General features: G+C 51.6%; 22 protein-coding genes, 1 tRNA gene and 1 pseudogene. 11 read left to right on the top strand and 13 right to left on the bottom strand.

Features of this window, described 5'->3' with window-relative positions:
* Positions 1-105: 105 nt before the first annotated feature.
* The 4 genes from htpG to flgE all read right to left on the bottom strand — a co-directional run bounded on the left by htpG (position 106) and on the right by flgE (position 5,917).
* Positions 106-1,971, bottom strand: coding sequence for a molecular chaperone HtpG (gene htpG / locus GFR01_RS06150; protein ID WP_099181729.1), 1,866 nt, complete (start codon positions 1,969-1,971; stop codon positions 106-108).
* Between the two features lie 67 nt (positions 1,972-2,038).
* Positions 2,039-3,106 (bottom strand): flagellin, encoded by a 1,068-nt coding sequence (locus tag GFR01_RS06145; RefSeq protein WP_099181728.1) that lies wholly within the window; start codon positions 3,104-3,106, stop codon positions 2,039-2,041.
* Between the two features lie 2 nt (positions 3,107-3,108).
* Entirely contained in the window at positions 3,109-4,632 is a 1,524-nt protein-coding gene (gene flgK, locus GFR01_RS06140; protein ID WP_099181727.1) for a flagellar hook-associated protein FlgK, read from the bottom strand.
* Positions 4,633-4,657: 25 nt separating this feature from the next.
* Positions 4,658-5,917 carry a flagellar hook protein FlgE gene (gene flgE, locus GFR01_RS06135; protein ID WP_063905036.1) on the bottom strand — a complete coding sequence of 420 codons (1,260 nt, stop codon included), beginning with the start codon at positions 5,915-5,917 and terminating at the stop codon, positions 4,658-4,660.
* 300 nt (positions 5,918-6,217) lie between these two features.
* Between flgE and GFR01_RS06130 the strand changes: the two genes are divergently transcribed.
* Positions 6,218-7,516, top strand: coding sequence for an MATE family efflux transporter (locus GFR01_RS06130; protein WP_240284920.1), 1,299 nt, complete (start codon positions 6,218-6,220; stop codon positions 7,514-7,516).
* A gap of 39 nt (positions 7,517-7,555) precedes the next feature.
* On the opposite strand, the gene GFR01_RS06125 is transcribed toward GFR01_RS06130, so the two are convergent.
* The 3 genes from GFR01_RS06125 to GFR01_RS06115 all read right to left on the bottom strand — a co-directional run bounded on the left by GFR01_RS06125 (position 7,556) and on the right by GFR01_RS06115 (position 12,151).
* A complete protein-coding gene (locus GFR01_RS06125) occupies positions 7,556-8,602 on the bottom strand; it encodes an aldo/keto reductase (RefSeq protein WP_099181725.1) in 1,047 nt (348 codons plus the stop codon).
* Positions 8,603-8,683: 81 nt separating this feature from the next.
* Complete coding sequence (locus GFR01_RS06120) at positions 8,684-10,144, bottom strand: hypothetical protein (RefSeq protein ID WP_099181724.1); 1,461 nt, start codon at positions 10,142-10,144, stop codon at positions 8,684-8,686.
* Positions 10,145-10,243: 99 nt separating this feature from the next.
* The gene (locus GFR01_RS06115; protein ID WP_099181723.1) at positions 10,244-12,151 is read right to left on the bottom strand and encodes a S9 family peptidase; all 1,908 of its coding nucleotides are present in this window, start codon (positions 12,149-12,151) and stop codon (positions 10,244-10,246) included.
* Between the two features lie 150 nt (positions 12,152-12,301).
* Between GFR01_RS06115 and GFR01_RS06110 the strand changes: the two genes are divergently transcribed.
* Both GFR01_RS06110 and GFR01_RS06105 read left to right on the top strand, forming a co-directional pair.
* The gene (locus GFR01_RS06110; RefSeq protein WP_174694691.1) at positions 12,302-12,904 is read left to right on the top strand and encodes a DedA family protein; all 603 of its coding nucleotides are present in this window, start codon (positions 12,302-12,304) and stop codon (positions 12,902-12,904) included.
* Positions 12,904-13,875 (top strand): SDR family oxidoreductase, encoded by a 972-nt coding sequence (locus GFR01_RS06105; RefSeq protein WP_099181721.1) that lies wholly within the window; start codon positions 12,904-12,906, stop codon positions 13,873-13,875. Before GFR01_RS06110 ends, GFR01_RS06105 begins: the two co-directional genes overlap by 1 nt.
* A 16-nt stretch (positions 13,876-13,891) precedes the next feature.
* On the opposite strand, the gene galE is transcribed toward GFR01_RS06105, so the two are convergent.
* From galE to hemE, 5 genes are all read right to left on the bottom strand, one after another.
* Positions 13,892-14,878, bottom strand: coding sequence for a UDP-glucose 4-epimerase GalE (galE, locus tag GFR01_RS06100; RefSeq protein WP_063905129.1), 987 nt, complete (start codon positions 14,876-14,878; stop codon positions 13,892-13,894).
* Positions 14,879-15,002: 124 nt separating this feature from the next.
* A complete protein-coding gene (locus GFR01_RS06095) occupies positions 15,003-16,523 on the bottom strand; it encodes a glycosyltransferase family 2 protein (protein ID WP_099181720.1) in 1,521 nt (506 codons plus the stop codon).
* Between the two features lie 156 nt (positions 16,524-16,679).
* Positions 16,680-17,126, bottom strand: coding sequence for a protoporphyrinogen oxidase HemJ (hemJ, locus tag GFR01_RS06090; protein WP_099181719.1), 447 nt, complete (start codon positions 17,124-17,126; stop codon positions 16,680-16,682).
* Entirely contained in the window at positions 17,123-17,827 is a 705-nt protein-coding gene (locus tag GFR01_RS06085) for an HAD family hydrolase (protein WP_063905027.1), read from the bottom strand. Before GFR01_RS06085 ends, hemJ begins: the two co-directional genes overlap by 4 nt.
* Entirely contained in the window at positions 17,824-18,873 is a 1,050-nt protein-coding gene (hemE, locus tag GFR01_RS06080; RefSeq protein WP_167384222.1) for a uroporphyrinogen decarboxylase, read from the bottom strand. Before hemE ends, GFR01_RS06085 begins: the two co-directional genes overlap by 4 nt.
* A 354-nt stretch (positions 18,874-19,227) precedes the next feature.
* On the opposite strand from hemE, the gene GFR01_RS06075 reads away from it, so the two are divergent.
* The 7 genes and pseudogenes from GFR01_RS06075 (at position 19,228) to GFR01_RS06050 (ending at position 25,396) form a co-directional block, all read left to right on the top strand.
* Positions 19,228-19,839 carry a Maf family protein gene (locus GFR01_RS06075; RefSeq protein WP_099181717.1) on the top strand — a complete coding sequence of 204 codons (612 nt, stop codon included), beginning with the start codon at positions 19,228-19,230 and terminating at the stop codon, positions 19,837-19,839.
* Positions 19,840-19,928: 89 nt separating this feature from the next.
* Positions 19,929-20,004, top strand: a tRNA-Ala gene (locus GFR01_RS06070).
* 396 nt (positions 20,005-20,400) lie between these two features.
* Positions 20,401-20,883, top strand: coding sequence for an RNA polymerase sigma factor (locus tag GFR01_RS06065; RefSeq protein WP_063905024.1), 483 nt, complete (start codon positions 20,401-20,403; stop codon positions 20,881-20,883).
* Positions 20,884-20,888: 5 nt separating this feature from the next.
* A pseudogene (locus tag GFR01_RS16110) lies at positions 20,889-21,014 on the top strand (FecR/PupR family sigma factor regulator); the annotation flags it as partial.
* A gap of 453 nt (positions 21,015-21,467) precedes the next feature.
* Positions 21,468-21,791: a FecR family protein gene (locus GFR01_RS15930; RefSeq protein ID WP_244902187.1), complete on the top strand. Its 324-nt coding sequence runs from the start codon at positions 21,468-21,470 to the stop codon at positions 21,789-21,791.
* 91 nt (positions 21,792-21,882) lie between these two features.
* Positions 21,883-24,420 (top strand): TonB-dependent receptor domain-containing protein, encoded by a 2,538-nt coding sequence (locus tag GFR01_RS06055; RefSeq protein ID WP_099181715.1) that lies wholly within the window; start codon positions 21,883-21,885, stop codon positions 24,418-24,420.
* A gap of 37 nt (positions 24,421-24,457) precedes the next feature.
* Entirely contained in the window at positions 24,458-25,396 is a 939-nt protein-coding gene (locus tag GFR01_RS06050; RefSeq protein ID WP_099181714.1) for a metallophosphoesterase family protein, read from the top strand.
* Positions 25,397-25,447: 51 nt separating this feature from the next.
* Here GFR01_RS06050 and GFR01_RS06045 read toward each other — a convergent pair whose 3' ends face one another.
* On the bottom strand, positions 25,448-25,936 hold the full coding sequence (locus GFR01_RS06045) for a YbaK/EbsC family protein (protein ID WP_099181713.1): 489 nt from the start codon (positions 25,934-25,936) through the stop codon (positions 25,448-25,450).
* A gap of 98 nt (positions 25,937-26,034) precedes the next feature.
* Here GFR01_RS06045 and GFR01_RS06040 point away from each other — a divergent pair, with 98 nt between their 5' ends.
* Complete coding sequence (locus tag GFR01_RS06040; RefSeq protein WP_174694672.1) at positions 26,035-26,451, top strand: lytic transglycosylase domain-containing protein; 417 nt, start codon at positions 26,035-26,037, stop codon at positions 26,449-26,451.
* Positions 26,452-26,505: the final 54 nt, after the last annotated feature.

Here is a 26,505-nt window from a genome sequence, read left to right as displayed (position 1 = left end):
ATGGAATGGTTAAGCCCAGCAGTCTCACAGGGCCTTACAAAAGAAAAGAGCGGAGGATTACTCCCCCGCTCCTATTCAGTCTCTCGATACAGCCACACAAGGCTGTCAGGCGCTTGCCGAACCTGCAAGGAGCCCCGCCAGAAGGCGTGCAAAGCCGGTTGGATCAGGAAGAGGCTCACCTTCCTGAACACGCGCAAGATCCAGCAACACACGGGCAAGATCCTTGATGCTCTCGCCCTTGGAAACACGCTCGGAGAGCGCCTTGATCAGAGGATGCCGCGGATTGATTTCCAGGATAGGCGGCGCTTCTGGAAGAGCCTGGCCGGACCGACGCATCAGACGCTGCATGGCCAGATCCGGCCCTCCCTCCGACGTGATGACAACAGCACTATCGGTCAGGCGCACAGTCCCACGCACATCTTTGACGGCGTCGCCCAGCGCATCCTTCAGGGCTGGTACCAGCTTTTCCAGATCGGCCGGTTCGACTGTCTCATCAGTATCTGTCGGGAATTTTTCCAGATCACCGTGTGAATACACGACAGACCGCAGTATCTTGTCGTTGTACGAATGGAGACGCTCCGGCCAGAATCCATCCACTGGATCCGACAGAAGAAGAACCTCAAGTCCCCGCGCCCGGAAACCTTCAAGCTGGGCAGATGCCTTCAACGCATCAAGATTATCTCCTGTCAGGAAGTAAATCACCTCCTGGCCGTCCTTCATGCGCGAGATATAATCATCAAGCGTAGTCAGATCATCACTATGGGTTGTGTGGAAACGGGCAAAACCTGCAATTTCCTGACGGTGCTCGCTATCTTCCCAGAGGCCTTCCTTGATAACCGCGCCGAAATTCTCCCAGAACGCATTGAAGCCATCGTCTGCTTCTTTGGCGCGATTCTTGATTTCCGTCAGAACACGCTTGGTAACAGCTTTACGAATACGGGCCAGAACAGGCGTTGCCTGAAGCATCTCACGAGAGACATTCAGCGGCAGGTCTTCCGTGTCTACGACACCCTGGACAAAGCGCATCCAGTTAGGGAGAAGATCGGCCTCGTCCGTAATAAACATGCGACGAACATGGAGGTGGATCCGGCTTTCCCGGGACTGCTCCATGAAATCAAATGGTCGCGCACTTGGCAGAAACAGAAGGGCCGTAAATTCCGTCGTGCCTTCCGCATGCCAATGCATGGTCGCATACGGCTCATCAAATGCACGAGCAATATGACGATAGAATTCCGTATACTGCTCAGGCGTTATTTCAGACTTCTGCTTACGCCATAGAGCGGTGCCTTCATTGGCAGCCTTATCTTCCGTCGTTCCGTCTTCCTTGGCTTCACGCAGAGTAATTGGCCAGGAGATATGGTCCGCCCATTTACGGATAATCGATCGCAGACGCCAGCTATCCAGAAACTCATCCGCATCGTCCTTCATATGAAGGACGATATCTGTCCCCGGTGTAGAACGGGTTGAAGGCATCAGAGTAAAAGACCCCTTTCCGTCCGAAGACCACGTCCAGGCCTCATCAGAACCAGCCTTCCGGGATGTGACATCCACACTGTCAGCAACCATGAATGCAGCATAAAATCCTACGCCGAACTGCCCGATCAGACTTGGCCGGTCTTCTGCTTTTGCAGAACTCAGCTTTTCGCCAAAAGCACGTGTCCCGGACCGTGCAATCGTACCAAGGTTCTGAGCCAGTTCATCGTGCGTCATACCAACGCCATCATCAGAAATGATCAGCTCTTTCTTGTCTTTCTCCGGCGCGATGCGGATACCCGCATTTTCCGGCAAAGCAAGAGATGCATCCGTCAGTGCTTCAAAGCGCCGCTTGTCGGTCGCATCTGCAGCATTTGCGACGAGCTCGCGAAGGAATATCTCACGATCCGAATAGAGAGCATGAACAACGAGGTCGAGCAGACGCCCAACTTCGGCACTGAATTCATGCTTTTCGGCCTGACCCTGGGTTGCATTCATGGTTACAAATCTCCTTTCAGGAAAGTAACTTGGATATGCGACGTCAGGCCGACTTTTTCAACGCTTCTTAAAGATAACTTGCAAGGGTCATACCCTTCATGTCTGCAATGATGGAGTAAGATGCCTGCAACTGGTTACTGGTATCGTTGAGCTGAACCGATACCTGCGCAAGATCAGCATCTTTCGTTGTCCCTAACTGAGTCGTTAGAGCGGACTTCATCTGCTCCAACATCGCGCTCTGACTGGTCAGGCTGTTCTGCTGCACGCCAAGCACTCCGCTCATGTCAGACAGACCATCTATCGCAGCTGTATTCGTATCCTGAAGGCCCTGGATAAGCTGCGTATAGTCTGCGTCTCCAGGATCAGCTGACCCAAGAGACGCCACAACCATCAGGTTGCGCATCAAATCCCGAATGGGAGAGCCCGTGGAACTATCAGAAGATGCGGTCCCTTGGGTAGCCACAATGCCTGCCGTCGCAGTCTCGTTCTTTCCAGTTACGATCTGCAAATTCTGTGCAGCCGCTGTTGTTGGGTCTGTGGAAAGCGATGCTGAAAATGGCTGATTATCGGAGCTGTTGCCTGCCAGCGTAAGGGTAGATGAAAGAACAGAGGATGCTCCGTCTGTTCCCATCTGGTTCACCGCCTCGGAAATCGATGATGCCAGATCAGAGTTTCCTGGATCACCATTCACCGGTGCTTTGGAAGACTGCAAGCCAGAGAAGATATAACTATCTCCCTGCTGTGTATTCAACAGATTGCCTAAAGACGTAAGAGCTGTTTTGGCCTGTTGGGCGGCTGTGCCTATCGTGCTTGAGGAAACGCTCCCCGCAAGGGTGGATAATGTTTCATTCAGATTACTGGCAATCGTCGAAATCTGGCTCAAAACAGATTGGGTCGTGGTTAATCTGTTTTGTGCAGTCGTGATATTACTGCTCCATGCGGTAACCTGCGTGATGGCAGGCTGAAGAGCCAGCGCCTGTGTACGTGCGGTTCCGAGACCTGCGTAGCTATCCGATATCACACCAGTGGAAGCTTGCGTCTGCAGACTACTGTTCTTCTGCGACAGGGATGTCAGATTCAGCGTCTGCTGGAGAGAGACACCACTATATCCGAAAGACGTAACCGTTCCTGTCATTTTCAGCTCCCAACCGCATTCAGAAGGGCCGTAAACATAGTCTGCACCGACGAAATGACTTTCGCGTTTGCTGAGTAAGCATTCTGCAAGGTGACGATATTTGCCATCTCGGTATCTACCGAAACACTTGATGTCCCGGAGAGGCTTGAAGACAGACTACTCTGTGTCGTCTGGGCAAGAGACAGATTACTACTGGCCGTGTTGGCCGTTGCGGCCTGATTTGCGGTCATAGACGTCGCAAGCGCGATGAGGCTTTGCGAGCCACTATAGCCCGTAGACAACTGGCCCGTCATACCAAGCCCAGTAGTCGGCGCTGCTGTCTGGCTACTTCCGTCTGACTGCGTCGTACCAAATGCATAAGACAGAACGTTCTGAATGACGCTTGTTCCGGCCGTCTCTCCCGAGACAAGAAGTGATGGATCATCCTCATAGGCCTGCGAAACCTGGATGTCCTGTGCAAAACCAACGCTTCCCGACGGAGTAATCTCAGTTTGAGACGCACCTGGGACACTTCCATCCGAGCTCGTGAACAGTGTCATACCCTGTGCACTAAAACGGCTGGCTGCTGTATAGGCCAAGGAGTCAAGCTGGGCCTGCATTGTTGGAAGAGTTGTATCACGAAGAGTGATATTCGCGCCTAGCGTTCCACCCGTCAGGTGCCCGGTAATGTCTTTCCCGTTTAGAGTAATTGCTGGAATGGAATTGACGTCTGACGTTCCAGGATAGCTCATACTGGTCGAAATCTGCGCTGATGCTGTCGTCAGGGGCCATGTGCTGGAAACGGCGTCTGTCGCTCCCGCTGTCGTATTATGCGTCGGCAGTGTCAGCCCGTCTGATGTCGTGATGGACATGTCGCCATTGGCTGACACTTTCCAGGACACACTTAAATCACTGGATAGCGAAGATAACGCTGTAAACCGCTGATTTTCCAGATCGGCTGTATCAAGTCCCTGACTTTTCAACGTCATGATCTTCGTTGAAAGATTTCCAATCGTCGTCAGATTGGTGTTGATATCTGACACAGACGAAACAACGCCGTCCTGCGCATTCTGACGCTGTGTCTGCGTCGCTTCCGCGAGGGAATTGAGCGACTGGGCAAAGGTGCTAGCCGCAGCAAGAACAGTGCTTTGGGCTGTCGAGCTGGACGACGTTGCCGTCAGGGATGTCAGGGCTGACTGAAGATTACCCAGCTGGTCTGAAAGGGTGCCGCTACTGCCTGAATCCGCGGAAGTAGAACCTTGAAGAGCCGTGATGGCTGAAAGGGAATTACTGGTCGTTGTGTATTCTGCGACGTCCGCATTCTGTGAATAGAGAGCTGCCTGAATATTCGTATTCGATGCCAGGGTGGTAGTGGCCCGGCGGACACCACCGCCTGTTCCGTCATTTACAACAGACTGAACATTGGCGACTTCTTTGATATATCCGCCTGTAGATGCGTTGGCGACATTCTGGGACGCCGTAGACATTCCATACTGAACGGCCTGAAGGCCAGAAACGGCAATCGAAAGAGAGTCAGTCAGTCCCATGATGCGGAATTCCCTTTACCTAGCCTTACTGGATCATCGCCAGAGTGGTCTGAAGAAGCTGGTTTGCCGTGGTCACGATCTTCGTGTTGGCACCATAGGCCTGCTGGGCCACGATCAGCTTGGTCAGATCACTCGTCAGGTCCGTCGTTGAACTTTCGACAGAGCTGGTGCTGAGTGTGCCTGCTCCATTCGTATTCACTGCGTTGACGACTGGTGCTCCTGAGGATGCCGTTGCGGTGTAAGCCTGCCCGTTCTGAGCAGAGAGACCGTTCGGGTCGGCGAATGTCGTCAGCGGAATCTTGGCCAGAAGCTGAGACAGGCCATTATCGAACGTCGCCATGACCGAACCGTCTGTCTGCATGGAAAGACCGGTAAATGTCCCGCTCGTTACACTATCCGTCGTCATGGTCGGATTAGTGCTGTAACTGCTACCGTCTGTCGCGAGACTGACCCCTGATGTGCTGCCAATCGTTCCGAGGCTGACCGTCATGTCCTGTGGCGATCCCGTATAAGAGAACGTCGCAGCAGACCCGGTTGACTGGGCAGCTCCGTTTACGGACGCCAAAGATCCATCGCTGTTGAATGTGACAGTGGCAGAGTTGCTGGCATCAGCAGAGTTACTCACCGTCCATGTCAGCGGGTCTGTGCTGGATTGCGTCCAGTTCAGACTGACTGTCTGTGCATTTCCCTGACTGTCATAAGCAGTTGCCGTTGATGTGTTGCTCTGACCGGTTCCCGTTGTGCTGCCGATGGCAGCAGAGAGCGACATCGTTGTGCTTTTCGTAGGCTGGAACGCAACCGAATCCGGAATCTGGATGGGTGCCAGTGTGCTGCTCAGTGCTCCCTCCGAGCCAACCTGATAGCCTTCAAGATAATATCCGGACGTATTGACCAGATACCCTTGGTTGTTTTCCGAAAAATCGCCGTTCCGGGTATAGTACTGCTGGCTGTTAAATGTTGGAGCCGTACTTGACCCTGTGCTGCCAGTAGGCTGCACGACATTGAAAAACCCATTTCCAGAGATCGCCAGAGACAGCGTGTTGGTTGAGGACACAACCATGCCCTGCGTGTCCGTATGTTGACGGGTCGTCGCAGCGACACTGTCGCTCAGTGCCTGACCATCAGTCGCCAGATCATTGCTCGTCACATAATCCGCAAAGCTTGTCGTGGTGGCTTTGTACCCGTTCGTCTGGCTGTTTGCGATGTTGTTGGAAAGATCGCTGAACGCATGAGACTGGGCGTTAAGGCCACTGACAGCCGTGTTGAGAGAATTGATGATCGACATGGCGGACTCCGACAGAACTGGGCTTCGGGCCACATGCCCGAGTAGTGTCTGGCCCGACAGTTCCACAGGAAGCGTTAATGAAACCCTTACGAGACTGATTTTTCGCTTACGGGCAGCGCCCTTTCCTTTGCGGGTCCGCCTTTAAAAACAGCCCTAAACAAAGAGCAGGGGACCACTGGCCCTTTGACTAGGAACAAGGCAATATAAGGCGACATGCCAGTGCCATCAGATGACCCTTCGAAGCCCAGAATCCCTGACGATTCTCCCGTAAAGCCTGCAAGATTCGTGCAGGGCAGCATCATGCGCCACGTCATCACCATGGCAGGCACAGGGGCTATCGGGCTGATGGCCGTTTTTGCGGTCGATCTTCTCAATTATTTCTATATCTCGCATCTGCACGATCCCGCCCTTACAGCGGCAATCGCATTCGCGACATCCCTGAGTTACGTGCAGATCTCGGTTTCAATTGGCATGACCATTGGGCTTGGTGCCTGCATTGGGCGACTGATTGGTGCCCGACAGCATGCCGAAGCCCGACGACTGGCCTCCGCCTTTATTGCGGTCATGGTCGCCATCGCGGCAGTGCTCGGAATTCTGACGGCAGTTTTTGCAACGCCCCTTCTTCAGCTTCTTGGCGCACAGGGTGCCGCTCTTCAGAACGCCGCTACGTTCCTTCATGTCGTTTCTCCTGCCTTGCCGCTTGTCTGTCTGGGAATGGCACTTTCCGCGCTTCTTAGGGCCGTGGGGGATGCGAAGCGCTCGATGCGCATTACTCTCACCGGCGCGCTGGTTTCTGCCATTCTCGATCCGCTGATGATCTTTGTCCTGCACCTTGGGCTGGAAGGGGCAGCGATCAGCACCATCCTGTCTCGGTGCGCTATCACGGCCAGTGGTTTCCTGAACCTTCGGGGGCACGCCATGCTTGAATGGCCAAAGCGCGATGCTTTTGCCCCAGCCCTGAGGAAGATCGGCGGGATTGCCGTTCCCGCAATTGCCACCAATCTTGCCACCCCGACGGGGGCACTGTTCGTCACCCATGCGATGGCGCAGTTCGGTCTCAATGCTGTTTCTGGCCAAGCCACAATCGACAGGATTGTTCCAGTGGCTTTTGCCCTCGTCTTTGCGCTGACAGGGTCTGTGGGGCCGATCATGGCGCAGAACCTTGGCGCAAGACAGTTTGACCGGGTTCGAGAGGCTTTGATGGCAGCCCTCAAACTGACGGCCCTGTGCGTCGGAACGACCTGGTTCATCCTTGCCGCCGGGCACAACATCATCCTTCACATGTTCAACGTACAGGGCATTGGCGCAGATGTCGTTCGACTGTTCTGCTGCTGGCTGGTACTGAGCTACATGTTCGTCGGGCTGCTATTTGTCGCAAATACAGCTTTCAACAATCTTGGTCATCCGTTTTACTCAACAGGATTCAACTGGGGGCGAGCGACCCTCGGCACAATTCCGTTTGTGTGGCTGGGGTCAGGCTATGGCCCGATCGGTATTCTGGTTGGGCAGTCCCTCGGCGTCGTGATTTTCGGAACACTGGCTGTTCTGACAGCATTCCGCGTCATTGGACGACTGGGACATACCCCTTCGACTACTTGAAGATGTGGACGCCAAACCAGCCCCCACACCTGTCAATAATCAGGGTGCCGGATTGGAATGCACCTGATGGATCGCGTTAATCTTCGCCTCAAGTTCTGGCGTTATATCGAGATCAACCGACCCAAGAATGGTCTTCAACTGGTCGGTGCTCGTCGCACCAATAATATTGGATGTTACGAACGGGCGTGAGGTCACAAAAGCAACGGCCAACTGGACAGGATCCAGCCCCTCTGCATGTGCAAGGGCATGATAGGCCTCGATGGCGACATCAACGCCGGGCTTTTCATAACGCTGCCCACGATTGAACAGCGTTGTGCGTGCGCCAGCCGGACGTGCGCCCTTCAGATATTTCCCTGTCAAATACCCTTGGGCAAGAGGGGAATATGCCAGAAGTCCCACGCTTTCCCGAAGGCACATTTCTGCAAGCCCGATCTCAAAAGTACGATTGATCAGGTTGTAGGCATTCTGAATGGACGCGACACGCGGAAGACCGGTCTTTGAAGCCGCCAGGAATTGTGAAACGCCCCAGGCCGTCTCATTGGAAAGGCCGACATGTCGGATTTTTCCCTCCGTTACGAGATCTGCCAGAGCACCCAGCGTATCCTCAACAGGAACTTCATCTGCGTCTGGAAGATCCCGGAATGTCGTTCCGCCCTCTCCAAACAAACCCACTTTCCGGTCTGGCCAATGAAGCTGGTAGAGATCCAGATAATCTGTTCCCAGCCGGCGAAGTGACCCCTCAATGGCATAGCGGATCTGAGCAGGGGTCAGCCGAGCCTCTTCCCCACCAGGCCGAAACCAGGGTGAGGAACTGCGGCCCACGACCTTGCTTGCGATGACAAGTTTGTCTCGCCCTCCGCGGGCTTTCAGCCAGCTTCCAACGATAGTTTCAGTTGCGCCATAGGTTTCAGCACGTGGTGGAATAGAATAGAGCTCGGCGGTATCGATGAAATTAATACCGTTCTCAAGAGCCATATCGAGCTGGGCATGACCTTCGGCTTCAGTGTTCTGCTGCCCAAAAGTCATCGTACCAAGGCAGATTTCACTGACTTTAATGCCAGTGCGTCCAAGTTCACGGTGTTTCATGTAGCAACCTGATTAAGATGTTTGGAAGGGAGAAGCCTGTTGTTACCATATTTGGGCAGTCGCCTCAGCTTGGCAAAATAATCACTTCAACCTGTGCCGCCACCTTTGCCAGAAGGATGGAGAATTTTGATCTGGTGAAAAAGAACTTTCAGAAAGGTTTTCTTTTTCCTGAGAAGGTGTCGACACATCCGGAATGTCCTGAAATTTTTCTGGAACCGAGCGTGCTATAGAGGGGAGGAGCGTAAAGCACTCCCAGTCCGAAAGATTAAGGGCATTTAGTGTAATGCGATGGTCTGGATGGCTACACATATAGCCTGCTTCTGTGCGCACGGCATAATATCTATACGCCTCATCATCCTGCCGAGCAGGCATAATTCGAATGAGATGATCATCATCCAGAGCACGCGTGAATTTTATTTTTCCTTCTCGGAATGAAAAATATGTTTCCACCATGTTAATATTTACTGCCAAAACCAAGTCAGCATTTATCCTTACCGCATATACATCCAATCCCTCTCGGTCCGTTATAATAACGTTCCTTCCGCAGAATGTTTTTTCTCTGGCGTTGTAACATAAAACATATCCATGCTGAGAAAGCACCAAGAACCGTTCTTCAGACACAGACGTCTTTTTGTCTTTTTCAATATCTCCAAATACCGCAATTTCTGTGGCGGTTTCATAAAGTTTTGTAGCTTCTTCAGCGCGGTTGGAGATGAGGAGATTATAAAGGACGTGCCCCATCAAAGCTTCGTTTTGAAAAATTTTCTGCTTTCGTTGTAAGCGCATTACACTGCAAGACATTAACGTCTTCGCCACAAGGCCGGCATGTCTGTCGGAAGCGCGAGTTAATCGTGCATTCAAGTTATTTTCATTAAATCGTCTTGATTTTGCAATCGCAGCATAGACATCCTGATTGCTGCCATGTGCCAGAGCAGCAATTATTTCCCCGAATAGATTACTTCCAGAAAGAGAATGAGCAACGACATGACCTGAATAGTAAGTATTTACAATATTAATTTCCGGTATTTTCTCCGAAAGAAGCTGTGACTGTTCCCAGTCTCCTTCATCCAAAGGATCATACGCGACAAATAATCTCCCCTGAACCTGGTCTTTTCGTATACCCATTCCTTTCATGTTTTCACGGAAATTATGTGTTAAATAATATTCGTGCACAGGGCATTCTTCTGGATCCAAAGACCACTTTGGTGCCATGGAAAAAACCGTGTCAGCGTTTAGAATTTTTGACCACGAGAGCGCTGCATACGCACCCATCGAAATGCCAATTATCACGGTATTAGAAAATTTTTCCGTAATATTCAGAATATGCTTCTGAACCTCCAACGTATCAGGAGAAATATACCAATGATCAACTTTAGCTGTAACGCCAACGCACGTGATACCCAGTTTCCGAACAACAGGGGCACCAAAAAATGTTTTTGTCGCATTCTTGGTTTCGTGAGCACCCTCAAATGTTACTAGAACATAATCTGTATTACCCTGATGATAATGAACAACAAGTTCATCGCCCTCGAATATGATCATTACCACTCCAGATAAGGTATCTTCAGAAATTCATTCCAAAGAATACCTCATCTGATAAAATTGTAAAAAGATATCATATTAAGAAAACAACGGTATCTTTTAACTTGGAGTTTTACCAAAGACTCTCTGGTAAAACCCTAGCTCCCTTACCAGGGCATCCTCTACAACCTCACGATCACGGAACCCATGACCCTCTTCTGGATAAACATGTAACTCTGAATGTTCGAGTTTTGTGCTCATCGCTTCAGCCTGTGACAAGGGCACAACCTTATCCGCCCCCCCGTGTAGGAACAGGACCGGAACATTGATCTTTTCAGCGTGGGTTATAGGAGAACGTTCAAGGTACACCGCTTCATCCTCCGGGTAGGGTCCGATCAAGCCATCCAGATAACGTGCCTCAAACTTATGCGTCTCTTCAGCAAGCGCCCGCAGGTCTGTCACGCCATAAAGGGAGGTCCCCGCAGCAAATAGATTTGAGTGAGCCAATGCCGCCAGAACTGTCAGACCTCCGGCACTACTGCCCCGAATGACGCATCTGCTTGGATCAACCAGATTACGCTCGATAAGGGCACGCACGCCAGCCAGGCAGTCCTCTACATCTACAACGCCCCATTGCAGATCCAAGGCCTCGCGGTATTGACGCCCAAATCCTGTTGAACCTCGGTAATTGACATCCAGTACGGCGAAACCGCGCGATGTCCACCACTGAACTTTAAATGCAAAAGCCGGATTGGCCCGTCCAGTAGGACCGCCATGTGCCATAACCACCAAGGGTGGTTTTTCCCCCTTTGCAAGACAAGACGAACCACTTGCCGGCCTATAAAAAAGCGCATGCGCTTCCGCGCCATCTGCAGTCCGGAATGAGAGTGGCTCAGGTTTGGAAAGATCGTCCTCTTGGACACTTTCAGGAAAAGTGACACTTGACCGAAAACGCTCGTAGCGTCCGTGCATATCTCCTATTGCAAGAGCTGAAGGGGCATCTTCCGGCGTATCAATCCAGGCAAAATTCCCATTTGTCAGTCTTTCGGGGACATTGACAGGAGCACCCATCGGAACATCCTGCCACTGACCATTCGCGAAATGCAGAACACAGTTCAGACCCTGCCGGATGCCCAGAGCAAGAAGCTCTCCATTTGAGAGAGGCAAAAGGGTTCTCTGACCAAAGACCCAATGAGGAAGACCAATTTCTGCATTCACAAAAGGCAGGAAACAGCCCGTCCACCCCCTCTCATCACGAGTGAACTGGATAGGCGACCAGCTTCCGGGAAGATCAGATGTTGCATAAAGTGTTCCGTCCTGAGCCCATCTCGGCTCGATGATGCTGCATTTCTCATCTCCAGTCAGATCCGTCGCTGGCCCTAACTGCAGGGTGTCTCGATCCAGTGGCGCTACACTCAGTGTCGTCGCGGTCCAGGGCATTTCTGGATTCTGCCATGAAAACCACGCCAGAAAAGCGCCATCGGGAGAGGGGCGAGGGGCGGCATAAAAATCTGCTCCTTCTGCAAGCACCGTCTCCTTACCCTTTGGATCAACATAAACGAGTGTAGCAACAGGCACTCCGCCTGCATGGGTTTCTCGGACACAAAAGACACCGTCTCCTGCAGGATCCCACGTCAAATCCGCATAGCGCTGCTCCGGCACACGCTGCCCATCCAGCACACGCGAACTGCTCTCTCCGTTACTGACCCAGAGATCGCCTGTTTTCCGGTCACTGAAGATCACCTCCGGATCCTCCCCGTTCATACGAACGTCCCACGCGCCGCCGCCATACTCATGAACGCGGGTTCCAACAGTTCGGTCAGCAGGCGTCAGATCCATCAACGTGCCGTCAGGTCTCCGCCCCACAATGACGGCGCGCCCCTGTTCCTCCGGGCGGGTCTCCACCCAGAAGATCCAATCGCCTGCAGTTTTCAGTTCAGCGAAGGAAAGGGTCCGTCCCGCCACAAGATCTGGCCCAACCCAGGAAGGCCAGTTTCCAGCGACAGGGGAGTGGCAAAGCTCAGTCATTTTTCATCCTGTGTCTGATGTCCTAGTATCGTAACCGGCGGCTTTGTCTTCCGCCATATTCTCTACGGGATCACGACACTGTTTCACCTCACGCAACTTCTCGATCATCTGCTTCAGCAATATGGCTATGGCGTCATCGGCGTGACGGTCATGCTGGAAAGCATGGGTTTGCCGCTTCCCGCAGAGAGCATCATCATTGCAGCATCCCTCTATGCCGGTAGCACGCACCGCCTTCATATCGAGTGGATCGCGCTGGCAGCCGTCACCGGTGCCATCATGGGGGATAATTTCGGATATCTGCTGGGTCACCATTTTGGCTACAGCATCCTGAAAAAGCACGGCAAGAAAGTTGGCCTGACTGAAGAACGCCTCATGCTGGGGCGATATCTCTTTCGCAAGCATGGCGGAATCGTTGTTTTCCTTGGGCGCTTTGTCGCCATCCTCCGCGTTTTTGTAGCCCTGCTGGCTGGAGCAAACCGAATGCCGTGGCATTCGTTTCTTTTCTTCAATGCCTTGGGTGGTCTGTTCTGGGCCGGCGGTTATGCCTTCGTCACTTACGAGTTGGGAAAGCAGATTGAAAAAATTACAGGGCCAGCCGGAATCGCCCTCGCGGCCGTCGGGATCTGCTGTTTGGTTGGGGCCTTTCTTTTTCTCAAGAAGAACGAAAAACGCCTGACTGACGAAGCCATGAAGCAGGCTGAAGAAGACGAAAAGCGCTCCATCTCAGGGGCGAACGACAAAGGAAAACACTGATGACCCGCTCTCCTCACGCCGCCTGGTCTCTCGATACTCTAGAGCGCCTGGATGGACGGACCGCACTCATTACCGGCTCAACAGGTGGGCTCGGGTTCGAAGTAGCGTGCGGGCTGGCACAGCAGGGAGCATTCATTATTCTGAGCGGTCGCAACCTTGAAAAAGGTCGCGCGGCCCTTAACCGTCTGTATGAGCGCGTGCCGAGCGTGCAGGGACGCTTTGAGGTTCTGGACCTCGCATCTCTTGCTTCAGTCGCTAAATTTGCAACAGCTCTGCGGGAAAAGGGGCAACCAATCCACATGCTTGCCAACAACGCTGGCATCATGGGGCCAGCCTCCCGGCTAACCACAAAAGATGGCTTCGAACTCCAATTCGGCACCAACCATCTGGGTCATTTCGCTCTGACAGGTCGGTTGTTGCCTCTCCTTGCGGCAGGCAATGCTACCGTCATGACAGTGGCATCCTTGGCGGCCCTGAAAGGAGAACTGCCATTCGGGGATTTGAACGCCCGCCACCGCTACAATCCTATGGCTCGTTACAGACAAAGCAAACTGTCCAATTTGCTCTTCGCACTTGAGCTTAACCGTCGGGCCCACAAAGCGCCCTGGCCGATTCACTCCCGGGCTGCTCACCCTGGATGGGCTGCCAGCAATATCGTCGCCAATAATGGTGCGCTCGATACAGCAGGTAATCCAGTCGGTCGTTGGGGACGCCGGATTGCCCGAAGCTTCGCTGGGCCTGTCTTTCATGCGTTGGGACAGCCCGTAGAAGAGGGTGCATGGCCCCTTCTCTACGCCCTGGCATCCCCCGAAGCACGGGATGGAGCGTATTATGGGCCACAGGGGAAAGGAGAGCGCACCGGCATCCCAGGTGAAGCGGTCTTGCCTGAACTGGCCCAAGATCACCAACTGGCCGCGCGTCTCTGGTCAGTATCGGAAGAAATGACGGGCGTAAGGTATGGTCTCCTTTGAGACCATACTCCGGCTTTCAGTCCCCATAGCCATTGGGATGCGCTTTACGCCAGCGAAAAGCGCTTTCAACGATCTGATCCAACTTTTCGAATTTGGGGGCCCATCCAGTTTCACGCTGAATGGTTGTTGAGTCTGCAATGAGGACTGCGGGGTCACCTTGTCTACGTGGAGCAGCCTTCCAAGGCACTTTGCACCCGCTGACACGCTCGACACTTTGAATGATTTCAAAATTAGAGTATCCGCGACCATTCCCGATGTTATAGGCCACACTTCGCGTTTCGATCTGTTCAAGCGCACAAATATGGGCCTCTGCAACATCTGCTACATGAACATAATCTCTGATGCAGGATCCATCTCGGGTGGGATAATCTGTTCCGAATATTTTAAGAGCAGGCCGTCGCCCAAGAGCGGCATCAATTGCCAAAGGAACAAGATGCGTTTCAGGGCGATGATCTTCTCCGGCTCGGCCCGCAACATCTGAGCCGGCAGCGTTGAAATACCGCAGACAGGCACTTTTTAGGCCGTAGGCTGAATCTGCCCACTGCAATATTCGCTCAATGAGAAATTTGCTCTCTCCATACGGCGATCCAGGCTGGATTTCTGCCGTTTCCCCTATTGGATCAGGGCGTTCTGGGCCACCAAACAAGGCCGCAGTAGAAGAAAAGCCAAATTTTCTGACACCCGCTTCAGAACAGGCCTGCACGATGTTCAGACCTGTCAGATAATTCTGCCTCAGATAATGAAAAGGTGCCTGCATGCTATCGCCAACCAGAGAGATAGCTGCAAAGTGCAGAACTGCATCCCACCTTCCCTGACTGACAACATTTTTCGTAGCTTGATAGTCGATTAGATCTACATGATGGAAGGTAACGCCTTCAGGAACAGCGGCACGATGCCCAGTGCTGAGGTTATCCAAAACACAAACTTCATGCCCCTGATCCAGAAGAGCAAGCACTACATGACTACCGACAAATCCTGCGCCGCCGGTAACAAGATAACGCATTCCAAGTGTAACCTTCATAATATTTTCTGAAGTAAAAAGACTTACTTTTCAGAAAAGATAATTCGAAAGGTACTTCATCATTACTCGTAAAATTTGAGAATGATGTCATACCTTTCCTGTTCATTCAGACAAATGTCCAGAGAAGGCCTGGAACACGCTGAACAACTTGTTCACGCACGGACGCTGGGATGGACGCCAGAACTCTAAGAAATTCTTCTGCTCTCGGCGCTACAGGAGCATCAACAAGCCACATCAGAATTTCATCAATCGTAGTATTATTTCCCGGGATAAAAGGAAGCGGTGCTAGATTCTCTGGGTAGTAAATATCATCCACTTTCTCTAGAGAAAACATCTCCCATTCTCCCGCTTCGCGACGCTCTGCTGCAACTTGCTCGACACCTTGCGGTTGTCCGGCATCCGGGTTGGGAATAAAGACAATGTGTAAATTGGTCGTCGGGTTATAGGCAGCAAACCGATTACCGTCGAACGCTCGCAAATTATACACTAATTCTGAAGACAAGCGGTTATCATACTGCAGCGGGAGAGAGCGACGATTACCTATTTCACCATCTTCGATATAGAAAAAGGTAATTACATGAGGGGTTTTTTCGTGAATTGCTCCATACACAGAAAGCATATCATAACGTTGAGCATTTTCCGGGGTTGAATGAACAACTCTATTTTCCTGACGAAGAAAATAAAGAGTTGTCCCAAAGTATGATCTCAACTGATAAACATCTGGTTTTTTTTCCAAATTCGCAGTTCCGAATTTGCTTACATCAATTTTATCCCACGTATTTCTTAAGGTCATGATCGCACGGTCAATCATAACTCTGTAAATATCATGAAGTAAACGATGAACCTTTGGCATCAAACGCAGGGGTTCTAGATCTCCCACAGCATTTTGGTCAAAGTGCTGCCAGTACACGACAGAGTCACTCAGATCTGCATTCAGGCGCCTTTTAATACGCTGGATGTAGTGCTCCATGCTCCGGCAAATATAATGCATGACAAATGCATCATTCCAGTCAATTTCCTGATTTGCATCCTGCCCGTTGACCGGCCGCCCATCAGGTCGGACATACCGGTCTACCGGGATGTCATACCAGTGTGGATTGTGATAAGTGTTACCCAGTTTCTCTGGACGGACAAAGCTCTTGATGAGACGATTGTCCCCCAGTTCAGGGGTCGAATGCTGGGTAAACGCTTCGACTGTAGTTACCTTTGGGCGAACTACACGGCCGGAGCTTCCATAAATCCGCCATGACAGCGCTACGGCGTCAGCGTGTTCGAATTTTGAGAAGAACTCCGGGAGACTATCCTGATGTTTTAGATAGACATATTCATCGCCGTCGAGAAAACCAATCCAGTCATACTGACCCTTTGCCATTTCGGCAGCGGCCATGAAGCTGTTTCGCTGCCTCAGATAGAAATCCGGCTCTGCCAAAGGATCGGTCCGCATTGCTCTGATATCGCAAACTGCAGCCGCGGACTGGATAATCGCCCATGTCCCATCCGATGAATGATCGTCAAAGATGAAAAAGGTTTTGACACCAAGGGCTCTATGCCAGGCAATCCATCCAGCAATGTCAGAAAACTCATTTTTCACAAAGAGCACTATTGCTACGGTTGGAAAAGCCGTCATTTGCCTAGATCCACTTCAAAATGACCAACACGGTATAAGTTCGCTTATGGTAACACCTAAGCGAGAAAAACCATATCACTCAGCCCGCATTAACCCAAACCGGGCCACAAAAAGTAAAACTTCTAGTTTTCCAGAGTATAATATAAAATTTCGAAATCAAGGCCTGACAACAATCATTATAACGATAATAATCATTAAAATTGTTGGGACTTCATTAGATATTCTGTAGAATTTTTCTGAATGATTATTTTTATCTTCAAGGAATAATTTTCTCCACTTACTGCACGCACCATGAAATCCCATAAGACCTACTACGCACAGCAGTTTTATCCACCACCAGGCACTGTTCCAGTCTACTAATCCCGGTACGGATGCCATCAAGCCTCCGGCAAGGACGGTGACAATCATGGCGGGCGTCATGATTTGCCGAAGAAGTTTACGCTCCATGATCTTGAAACGTTCGCTTTCGGCTGTACCGGGAATTGTCTGCGTATGGTACACATACAGACGAGGCAAATAGAACGTTCCGGCCATCCACGCGGTAAACGCCATGATATGCAGCGACAGAAACCAGGTCAGATGGGTGGCAACAAAATCCATCATGCCTGTTTCTGCCTCTCCAGCGCCTGCTGGAGCACTGGCACCAACTGAGACAGGTGGTTGATCCTCACAAAACCGGGAGCAGGCCAGAATGAGGGGTTAGGAAGATTTTCCGAACGAAGTAACACACAGCTCATTCCAGCCCGGCGAGCAGCCTCTGCGCCTGTATCACTATCCTCAATCACGACACAGTTTTCTGGCAGAACACCTTCTGTCTTCGCGGCGTACAGATAGACTTCCGGAGAAGGTTTGGGCTCGTTCATATCATTAGCTGAATGAACGCGGTTTTCCGGGAAAAAATGTGTCATTCCTGTACGTTCAAATTTAGCATCCATCTCTGTCACAGACGAGTTGGAACCAACACGAAACGGCATTCCCAAAGCCCGGATTCCATGTAGCATTTCCGGCGCCCCCTCTACAGGTTCTGCCATTTTTTTCATAAGGCGTACAAGATTATCCCGCATTTCGAGTGCCGTATTTTCTGGAAGTGAGCGCCCCAGTTCGCCCTCCAGTTCTTCAACAACCTGTGGCAATGCCTTACCTGCAAAACGATCGTGCGCGTCTTCGTCTGAGAGATCCAATCCGAGGGAACGGGCGAACTCAGCGGTCGCCCGGCAGGACGCCCGCTCGCTGTCCACCAGCACACCATCACAATCAAAAATGACCAGTTTCAACTGACCATCTGCATCCAGCGCTGTCGTCATACGGCCCTCACGGCTTCCACCAGAGCTCCAACATTTTCAGGAGGCGTGTGCTGCATGACTCCGTGTCCCAGATTGAATACATGAGGTCGACCCTTCAGAGCATCCCGGATGGCCTGTGCTTCACGTACCATGGTGTCTCCGCCGGAAAAAAGCACCATTGGATCCAAATTACCCTGCAGAGTGATGTCTGGTACCAGCTCTGCAATCTGGGCGGGATCTGCCACCGTATCCAGAGCCAGCGTATTCACGCCTGTCTTTTCTGCATATTCCCGAACCATGATTCCTCCCAAACGCGGGAAGCCGATAATTGGCGTCCCGGGATGCTTCTCCCGGATATGACGCACGATCTGTCGGGTTGGTTCGATAACATAGCGCCTAAAAGCCGACGGAGGCAGAATTCCCGCCCAGGAATCAAACAGCATTACGGCTTCTGCGCCTGCCTCGATCTGCCCACAGAGCATGTCTGCGGTACTGACTGTAAGAGTTTCAATCAGCCGATCAAAAAGAGCAGGTTCGGTCTGCATCATCCGCCGGGTCGTCGCGAAATCGCGCGATCCACCGCCCTCGACCATGTAGCACGCCACCGTGAAAGGGCTGCCAGCAAAACCTAGCAAAGTCGTGACATCGGGAAGGGATTTACTCAGTCGGGACAAGGTCTCCCGAACGGGAGCAGTGGCGTCCAGTACGCGTCTCGGGTCCAGCCGGTCCAGGTCCGCCGCAGACCGAATCGCTCCGAGAACTGGTCCTCGACCTTCAATGAATTCAAGAGATTGGCCCATCGCCCAAGGCAGAATCAGAATGTCGGAAAACAGGATGGCCCCATCCATTCCGTAGCGGCGAATGGGCTGAATCGTCAGTTCTTCCGCCATGTCGGGTGTCATGCAGCGGGTGAGAAAATCAGCTTTGTCCCGCATGGCTCGGAATTCGGGAAGATACCGGCCAGCCTGTCGCATAAGCCAGACTGGCGGTGGCCAGACAGCTTCACCTTTGAGCGCTCTGAGCAGCGGTTTGGGGGACGGGGAGAGGGGTGCGTTTTCCGAATTCATGCCGCTCACTAACCATGAAAGAAAAAAGAAAGAAATCCTGGAGGATAGGATGATCCCTGTGGATACTGGGGTACCCGGCTTTCTAAAAATGTACCCCGTCTTACTCACACTGTGTACAACTCCGAAAACCGCAGCGATGCAAGGGGCTCAGGATTCTATCCCGTTTTACTCACAGACCCCCTGTGTACAACCCCCAGTTTCGAAGGGTGTACCCAACAATCCACGGTACTCGGTACCTCATTCGGGGACTCCGAGTACTGTCCCCATGTACCCCAGTACTGACACAATCTTTTCACCGGGTCATACGCAGTACTCGCACAGACACATGCCGTCGATAGTTTGGAGTCGCATCTTATGACCACACTGAGTACTTCATTGATTCTCGCGAGCGGATCGTTTGCCCGGCGAGTACTTCTGGAGGAAAGCGGTCTGACGATTCAACTTCGTCCTGTCGATATAGATGAGGAAAGTCTGAGACAGACGTGTGAGGCAGAGGGAAAATCATTGGGTGAGACTGCGTTGACACTGGCAGAAGCCAAAGCAGTCAGGTCGGCGGCATCGGGAAAAGAAACGGATCTGATTATCGCGGCAGACCAAATCCTTGATCTCGATGGGGAGGCCTTTGCAAAGCCAAAGACTCTGGAAGAGGCCCGAAACCATCTCAAAAGACTTAGGGGGCGCACGCACCGTCTTCAGACGGCGGTGGTGCTTTATCGTGGGACCCGAAAGATCTGGGGTAATCTGGCTGTCCCGGAACTGACCATGCGACTGTTTTCGGATATGTTTCTGGAGGCCTATCTCGAGCGCGAAGGAGAGACACTTCTTGGATGTGTAGGAGCTTATCGGCTGGAAGGACCTGGAGTTCAGCTGTTCTCGAGCATTTGCGGCGATCATGATGCTGTTCTCGGGTTACAACGCCTTCCTCTTCTGGAGGCCTTGAGAGTAGAGAATGCACTTCTGACCTAAAAAGTGCTTTTTTGGCTTGTCAGCAGAAAAACATCCTTATATACCGCCCACATCCGGCTTCGCCCCAACGAAGCCGTAGATGAAACAGTGGGGCCATAGCTCAGTTGGGAGAGCGCTTGAATGGCATTCAAGAGGTCGTCGGTTCGATCCCGATTGGCTCCACCAGTTTCCTTAATTTTTTCCTGAAATAATTAACTGCACGTTCAGTGCAAGATACCGCAGCCATTCGCTTCAATAGCGCAGATGGTCATTCGGATCGTTTTGTCCTAACATTTTAGGGCAAGTGTTTCGGGTACAAACTTTCAGGCTTCCAGCCTTATTCAAAAAACAATGCATAGGTCTGCACTCTATTTCACGAAAGCAGATCCTCATCACGATAGAACGATTTGGTGTTCATCGATGATATGGCGATCTGTGAAGGTTTTAAGAAACAGAACGAATTCCGTTCAAAAATACACTCTGTTGCATTAGCAGGCAGGCTATTGATCCACAAACGGAAGAGATACCTGTGTTTTTCATATTCAGGGACTGCTCCTTCGATTTTTCTCTTCGTGAAACACGATGACTGAATGGGTTAAATCCCAGTCATGCTGGTCGCTCCTTTCAATAAGGATTCAGCGACGGACAGGGCGCAGGGATTCGGAGGATCTGCTTCAGTCCGCTTTTCTCAAGCTGCTGGAGCTCAAACCGTCCAATATCCGGAATGTGGAGGCTTATCTTGTCAGAACGGCTCAGAATACGGCCCATGATACAGGCCGCCGAGAGCGGAATGGCCCGCTGTCTTTCATTGAAGACGAGGATATAAAAGAATTTCCGTGTAATGGTCCCACGCCTGTTGAAACGGTTATGTCGCGTCAGCGTCTGGACATACTGGAAGAAGCCATAAGAGATCTTGATGTCCGAACCCGGGAAATATTTCTGCTTCACCGGGTTGAAGATCTTTCTTATGCCCAGATTGCAAAACGCTTCGGTTGCTCAGTTAGCAATGTAGAAAAACATATCAGCAAGGCTCTGGCTTTCCTGACCAAAAGACTTCTGGATTAAGGTTTATGTCCTCCCTTCACGATACGGCAGCCGAGTGGTTCGCACGTCTTCATGCTCCAGACTGCTCGGATCAGGAACGTCAGAATTTTAAGATCTGGTATCATAAAAGCTCTGCCCAGGCTCAGGCCTATGACCTTGTTTCTACGATATGGCAGGCCTCTGGAGCTTCAAGGGTGTCTTCAGGGCAATCAGCATCTGACGTTATTCCCTCTAATTTAAGCCGCCGAAAAATTATTACTGGTGCCGTTGCTCTGGCCGTTGGTTCCCTTGCGGTTCTCCCGAACCCGGCAGAGGCGACAATACGCGTGACCGGGACAGGTCAGCAGAAGAAATTCACGATTTCACGCGCACTGACTATTTTGCTTGATAGTGACAGTTCTGTCGCTGCCAGAGAACAGAACAACATCCTGGATCTATTATACGGGCAGGCTGAAATCACTTCCCGTCTTATGGGAAATCGAAACACAGTAGAGATAGATCAGTGGAAGATTTCGTTATCGTCCGGAAATTTTAATTTTTCTAAATCTTCGCTGAAAAGTTCAATAACAGTGCTGAAAGGGAGAGCAGCTCTCGCACATCCCGCCATGGGCGGAGTCCAGGCTCTCGTGGAAGGAGAGCGGGCGACGATTTTGCCAGATAATCGTCTGCTCATTGATCGTCCGTCCCTGGATGATATTTTAGCCTGGCGGAGCGGCCGACTGTCCTTCCGGAATACGCCCTTAAGTGAAGCCGCCGATGAAATGAACCGGTATGCACGGCGCAAACTGGAGATTTCAGCATCCGCTGCGAACCTGCGCATCTCCGGTTTCTATCATTTCGGGCAGAACGAGACCTTTGCGCGCCTGCTGGAAAATTTCCTGCCTGTTCGCGCGACATTTGGTCAGACCATCGAGATCGTTAAGCTTTAATGACAACGATCATTTTCCACTGAGGGCACGCGCATCCCATTCGTCAACGAAGCAGACACCTATTGCGGCTTTATGCTTCGGAGACCCGCTCATGTTTCGCCTCAGAACATCCTTCCGGCATGCCATGCTGGCCGCGACTTTTTTCGCAAGCCTTCCGGAACAATCTTTTTCAGCCACTCTTCCTGCGCTGGATCTCCACCTTGGTTCACAGTCACTTGCAGCCTCTCTGGCTGAACTTTCCCGGATTAGTCATCAGGATATTCTCTTCTCAGAAACTGCAATGGGCTCTCGAACAGCGCCTGCACTGAACGGAAAATATACGTTTGATGAGGCCCTACAGCGCCTGACGCAGAATAGTGGATTGATTGTATCCCGCGATGCCAGTAGCGGCGCGATCACTGTTAAATCTGGCGGTTCTTTTCCCAGAAAAGTGCCACGTCCTGCGGTTGAAAAAGCCAGTCCCGTAAGGGAAGAGGCCATGGTTGTTCTGGGGGCAGGGCAGTCCAGACAGGTTCAGACTCTCTCCCGCACTGAACTTCATAAGGCGGCTCCAGGCACATCCCCTTTGGCCACACTGTCAGAACTTCCCGGCGTGAACTTTCAGTCGTCAGATCCCCTTGGTGCTTATGAATGGGCACAGCAGATTACCATTCGCGGGTTTTTCACCGACCAGCTTGGCTACACACTGGACGGGATTCCACTTGGAAATATGCAGTACCGTAACAATAATGGTCTGGCCATTGGGCGTGCACTGGAGACAGAAAACAATGGGCCTGTAACCCTTGCTCAGGGAACAGGTGGGCTTGGAACGGCCTCAACCAGCAATCTCGGTGGCACAATCCAGTTTTCATCTATTGATCCAACAGATCATTATGGACTGGATGTTTCCGGAACAGTTGGAAGCTCAAATACGTGGCGTGGCTTTGTTCGCCTTAACAGCGGAATTCTACCAGGTGGCGGCAAGTTCTATGCCAGTTACGATTATCAGTATGCGGATAAGTGGAAAGGGTGGGGACAGCAGAAGCAGCAGCAGCTTAATTTCAAATATATCCAGCCTTTGGGCGACGCTGTAAAAGCCACAACGTATCTCGATTTTGATGACCGGCGAGAAGATGATTATCTGGATCTCTCAACCAGTCTGATCAAGAAATTCGGCTATAATCACGACGATATCAGCAACAATTACAAGCTTGCGGAACAGATCGCCCGTGCTTATCAGGCGGGGGAAACGCTACCTTCTCCGTACACATCTCCGGACGACACTTATTACCGCGGTGGTGGCGTGCGGCAGGATATGGTGGGTTATGAAAAGTTCGATTATCACCTGATTCCGCATCTGACCGGATCTACCACAGTTTACGGTCATTACGATCGCGGGCCGGGAACATGGTCTGATCCGTATGACCCAACACCTGCCAATCTGGGTGGATCACCTCTATCCGTTTCAACAACGGAATATCGTATGCAGCGCGAAGGCGTGCTGACCAGCCTTGCGTATCAGCGGTGGCATCACAAGATCGAAGCTGGATTCTGGTTTGAAAACAATCTTTTCAGTCAGGCCGCAAAACTTTATCCACTTCAGGAAGGTGTAACGCCTTCAAATTTCCAGCGCTTCTACGAGAACCCATTTGCGGTGCAATGGCAGTACACATTCCGCACGCATGTTTATCAGTTTCACTTGGAAGACAGCTGGTCAATTACGCCGAAACTGCGCATTAATGCTGGCTTCAAGTCGCTGGTCTCGAATAGTTCTGTAGCGACAGCGCAAAGTTCCAATCCCATCAACGCCTCGATTTCAGCCTCCAACGGGTTCCTTCCTCAGGTTGGTGTTCTGTATCGTTTCAACAAGCATCATGAAGTTTTCGCTGATTTTTCGCGGAATATGTCGGCCTTTACGGCATCTGCTTCAACCGGCCCGTTTTCGACAACGCAGGCAGGCTTTGCCTATATTCATAACAAGCTGAAACCGGAAACAACCAATACGGAAGAGCTTGGTTATCGCTTTCATAATGACAGCGTGCAGGCTTCTCTGACGGGGTATTACGTTGATTTTGAAAACAGGCTTCTTGCGTCATCCCTGAGTTCGGTAATTGTTGGGAATCAGAACGTTCTGGAAAATGTCGGAAGTGTAACGTCCCGTGGTGTTGAAGCTGCAGCGACCTGGCGCTTTTTCCGGAACTGGTCTCTCTACGGTGCGTGGTCCTATAACGATGCGCATTACAACGATAATATCGTGAATTCAGACGGATCCATTTTGCGGATTGCAGGCAAGCAGGTTGTTGCCGCACCGCGCAATATTGGAAATTTCAAGCTGGCTTATGATGACGGGACGATCTGGGGTCAGTTTGGTGGGCAGTATATGAGCCGTCGTTTTTACACTTATCTGAATGACTCTCCGCTTCCGGGACGTGTTCTGTTTAATCTGTCCGCCGGATATCGTTTTAATCGTCCGGGAATTCTCAAAGGGCTGGAAGCTCAGGTCAACGTCGTGAACCTGTTCGACAAGGGATATATCTCAAGCATTGGAACCACAGGTTTCAAGAATAGTGACCCGGGTGGGACTTACCAGACTCTCCAGACGGGTGCGCCACGGCAGGTGTTTTTCACCCTGAGCAAACACTTCTTCTGATCTGTTTTCTGCACATCATTTCCGAAAGGAAAGTCTCATGTCATCACTTTCACGTCGCGGTATTCTGGGCGCAGGTGGCGCGCTTCTGTCCTCTACTTTGATCAAGGGTGTTTCAGCACAAACTCTGTCTGCGACCACACAGGAACCGTTTTCGTTCCTGTTCATAACGGACACTCACCTTCAGCCTGAACTGGATGCCATGAAGGGCTGCAAGATGGCATTTCGTGCGGCATCACGGGAAAAGGCGGATTTCGTTTTGCAGGGAGGAGACCATATTTATGATGCAATGGAAGTCTCGCTTCCTCGCGCTCATAAGCTCCTTGATCTGTATGACATGACCGAGCAGGAACTTGGCAAGAAGGTTTACCATACAGTCGGTAACCATGACTGTTTCGGCGTGTATACCAAAAGTGGTGCTTCAACGCAGAATGCTGAATTTGGTAAGAATTTTTTCCGGAAAGCGTTTGGTGAAACCTATTATGCTTTTGAGCATAAAGGCGTTCACTTCATCGTTCTGGACTCTGTAACCATCACGCCGGATCGTGACTACGAAGGGCGTTTTGATGCACGTCAGGTCAACTGGCTGAAGTCTTATCTTCAGACGGTGCCGGCCGGAGCGCCCATCATTATCTCCACACATATTCCCATGGTGACAGCGTTTTATACCTACGCTGATGAGAGCCCGTCACTTTTTAAACATCAGGCTCTCAGCACCGTTAATACGCGCGAAATTCTGGCTCTGCTTGCAGGGCATAATGTGTTGGCTGTTTTTCAAGGGCATACCCATGTTCTTGAGCAGGTCGAACATAACGGTATTCAGTTCATTACAGGTGGTGCTGTCAGCGGAAACTGGTGGCATGGATTACATCTCGGCACGCCAGAGGGCTACATGATCGTCCATGTAGAAAATAATACCGTTCGGACTGAATACAAAACCTACGGGTTTCACACAGTGAGTCCGGAAAACACCTACTGAAAGACAGTCGAGTTTGGACAGACCTTCAACAGGATGAAGGTCTGTCCGAAATTATGAGCCTATCGGGCGCACCAGATCAGCAATCATGCCATTTGTGGCCAGCAAAGCATCCTGGGGGGCAAGCTCAAGAAGCAGGCCACGGTCGCCCCCATTAATGACAACCGGCGGTCCATCCATCCCGCTTTGCTCAAATGCGGTGGGCACAGCGCTGCGCTGACCGAACGGGCTGACCCCTCCGATCTTGTAACCTGTTCGTTGCTCCGCATCCGGTCGGGACAGCATCTTGGCTTTTCGTCCTCCGAAAGCCGTCGCCACCCGTACGAAGTCCAGTTCCCGGTCCGCGGGGAGAACAACGCAGGCGGGGCGCCCGTCTATCTGCACCATCAGGGTTTTCAGAACATGATCGGGTGCCAGGCCGAGAGCGGCTGCTGCGGCCACGCCCAGCTTGCCGGCTGACGGATCATACTCGTAGATGCGGCGTTGGTAGGAGATGCCCAGCGCATCCAGTGTCAGTGTTGCGGAAGTGTCCAGGTCACTCATTCCAGAAGGTCTCGTTCTTTGACGTCTCCCTTCAGGATGGCACCTTGGGTAAGGGGATGCTAGGGTCGGGGCTCCTGCAAGAGAGAGAACTGGATTTCATGGCTGCTGCTTTTCTGGCCTGCATGCTGGCATCCGCTATGCATTACCGCCTTCCTCCCCGTGTCCTGCCGGCTATTCAGCGGGTTGAAGGGGGTGTGATGGGAAAGGTTAGCCAGAATACGGATGGATCTGTTGATATTGGTCTCATGCAGATCAATTCGCGATGGGTCCTGCCGATTGCGTCCATGACCCATCAAACTCCAGCGCAGGTCGCGACCCGGCTTGCTCTGGAACCCTGCTTCAATGTTGCGGCTGCTGCCATGATCTTACGCACGGCGCTGGACAACGAGCACGGCAATCTGCTGCGGGCGATCGGCGATTATCATTCCCGAACGCTTCCTCTGAATATGGCCTATCAGCGCAAGGTTATTGCGGCAGCCACCGAACTTTATCTCAGACAACCTTCCCGAGGATAGCCAGAAGGAAAATGTTATCTTATAACGTCCGTCCTTCTTACGCCGCCGGGGAAA

It is taken from the genome of Gluconobacter frateurii, assembly GCF_002723955.1.
Lineage (GTDB): Bacteria > Pseudomonadota > Alphaproteobacteria > Acetobacterales > Acetobacteraceae > Gluconobacter > Gluconobacter frateurii.
Note: the sequence above shows the minus strand (reverse complement) of the source record. Positions and strands in the feature narration are given on the sequence as shown.

Bases quoted from the DNA above. Each gene is read 5' to 3' on its own strand.
- htpG (WP_099181729.1), bottom strand. From the start codon at position 1,971: ATGAATGCAACCCAGGGTCAGGCCGAAAAGCATGAATTCAGTGCCGAA.
- GFR01_RS06145 (WP_099181728.1), bottom strand. From the start codon at position 3,106: ATGACAGGAACGGTTACGTCTTTCGGATATAGTGGTGTCTCTCTCCAG.
- flgK (WP_099181727.1), bottom strand. From the start codon at position 4,632: ATGGGACTGACTGACTCTCTTTCGATTGCCGTTTCTGGCCTTCAGGCC.
- flgE (WP_063905036.1), bottom strand. From the start codon at position 5,917: ATGTCGATCATCAATTCTCTCAACACGGCTGTCAGTGGCCTTAACGCC.
- GFR01_RS06130 (WP_240284920.1), top strand. From the start codon at position 6,218: ATGCGCCACGTCATCACCATGGCAGGCACAGGGGCTATCGGGCTGATG.
- GFR01_RS06125 (WP_099181725.1), bottom strand. From the start codon at position 8,602: ATGAAACACCGTGAACTTGGACGCACTGGCATTAAAGTCAGTGAAATC.
- GFR01_RS06120 (WP_099181724.1), bottom strand. From the start codon at position 10,144: ATGATCATATTCGAGGGCGATGAACTTGTTGTTCATTATCATCAGGGT.
- GFR01_RS06115 (WP_099181723.1), bottom strand. From the start codon at position 12,151: ATGACTGAGCTTTGCCACTCCCCTGTCGCTGGAAACTGGCCTTCCTGG.
- GFR01_RS06110 (WP_174694691.1), top strand. From the start codon at position 12,302: ATGCTGGAAAGCATGGGTTTGCCGCTTCCCGCAGAGAGCATCATCATT.
- GFR01_RS06105 (WP_099181721.1), top strand. From the start codon at position 12,904: ATGACCCGCTCTCCTCACGCCGCCTGGTCTCTCGATACTCTAGAGCGC.
- galE (WP_063905129.1), bottom strand. From the start codon at position 14,878: ATGCGTTATCTTGTTACCGGCGGCGCAGGATTTGTCGGTAGTCATGTA.
- GFR01_RS06095 (WP_099181720.1), bottom strand. From the start codon at position 16,523: ATGACGGCTTTTCCAACCGTAGCAATAGTGCTCTTTGTGAAAAATGAG.
- hemJ (WP_099181719.1), bottom strand. From the start codon at position 17,126: ATGATGGATTTTGTTGCCACCCATCTGACCTGGTTTCTGTCGCTGCAT.
- GFR01_RS06085 (WP_063905027.1), bottom strand. From the start codon at position 17,827: ATGACGACAGCGCTGGATGCAGATGGTCAGTTGAAACTGGTCATTTTT.
- hemE (WP_167384222.1), bottom strand. From the start codon at position 18,873: ATGAATTCGGAAAACGCACCCCTCTCCCCGTCCCCCAAACCGCTGCTC.
- GFR01_RS06075 (WP_099181717.1), top strand. From the start codon at position 19,228: ATGACCACACTGAGTACTTCATTGATTCTCGCGAGCGGATCGTTTGCC.
- GFR01_RS06065 (WP_063905024.1), top strand. From the start codon at position 20,401: ATGACTGAATGGGTTAAATCCCAGTCATGCTGGTCGCTCCTTTCAATA.
- GFR01_RS15930 (WP_244902187.1), top strand. From the start codon at position 21,468: ATGGGCGGAGTCCAGGCTCTCGTGGAAGGAGAGCGGGCGACGATTTTG.
- GFR01_RS06055 (WP_099181715.1), top strand. From the start codon at position 21,883: ATGTTTCGCCTCAGAACATCCTTCCGGCATGCCATGCTGGCCGCGACT.
- GFR01_RS06050 (WP_099181714.1), top strand. From the start codon at position 24,458: ATGTCATCACTTTCACGTCGCGGTATTCTGGGCGCAGGTGGCGCGCTT.
- GFR01_RS06045 (WP_099181713.1), bottom strand. From the start codon at position 25,936: ATGAGTGACCTGGACACTTCCGCAACACTGACACTGGATGCGCTGGGC.
- GFR01_RS06040 (WP_174694672.1), top strand. From the start codon at position 26,035: ATGGCTGCTGCTTTTCTGGCCTGCATGCTGGCATCCGCTATGCATTAC.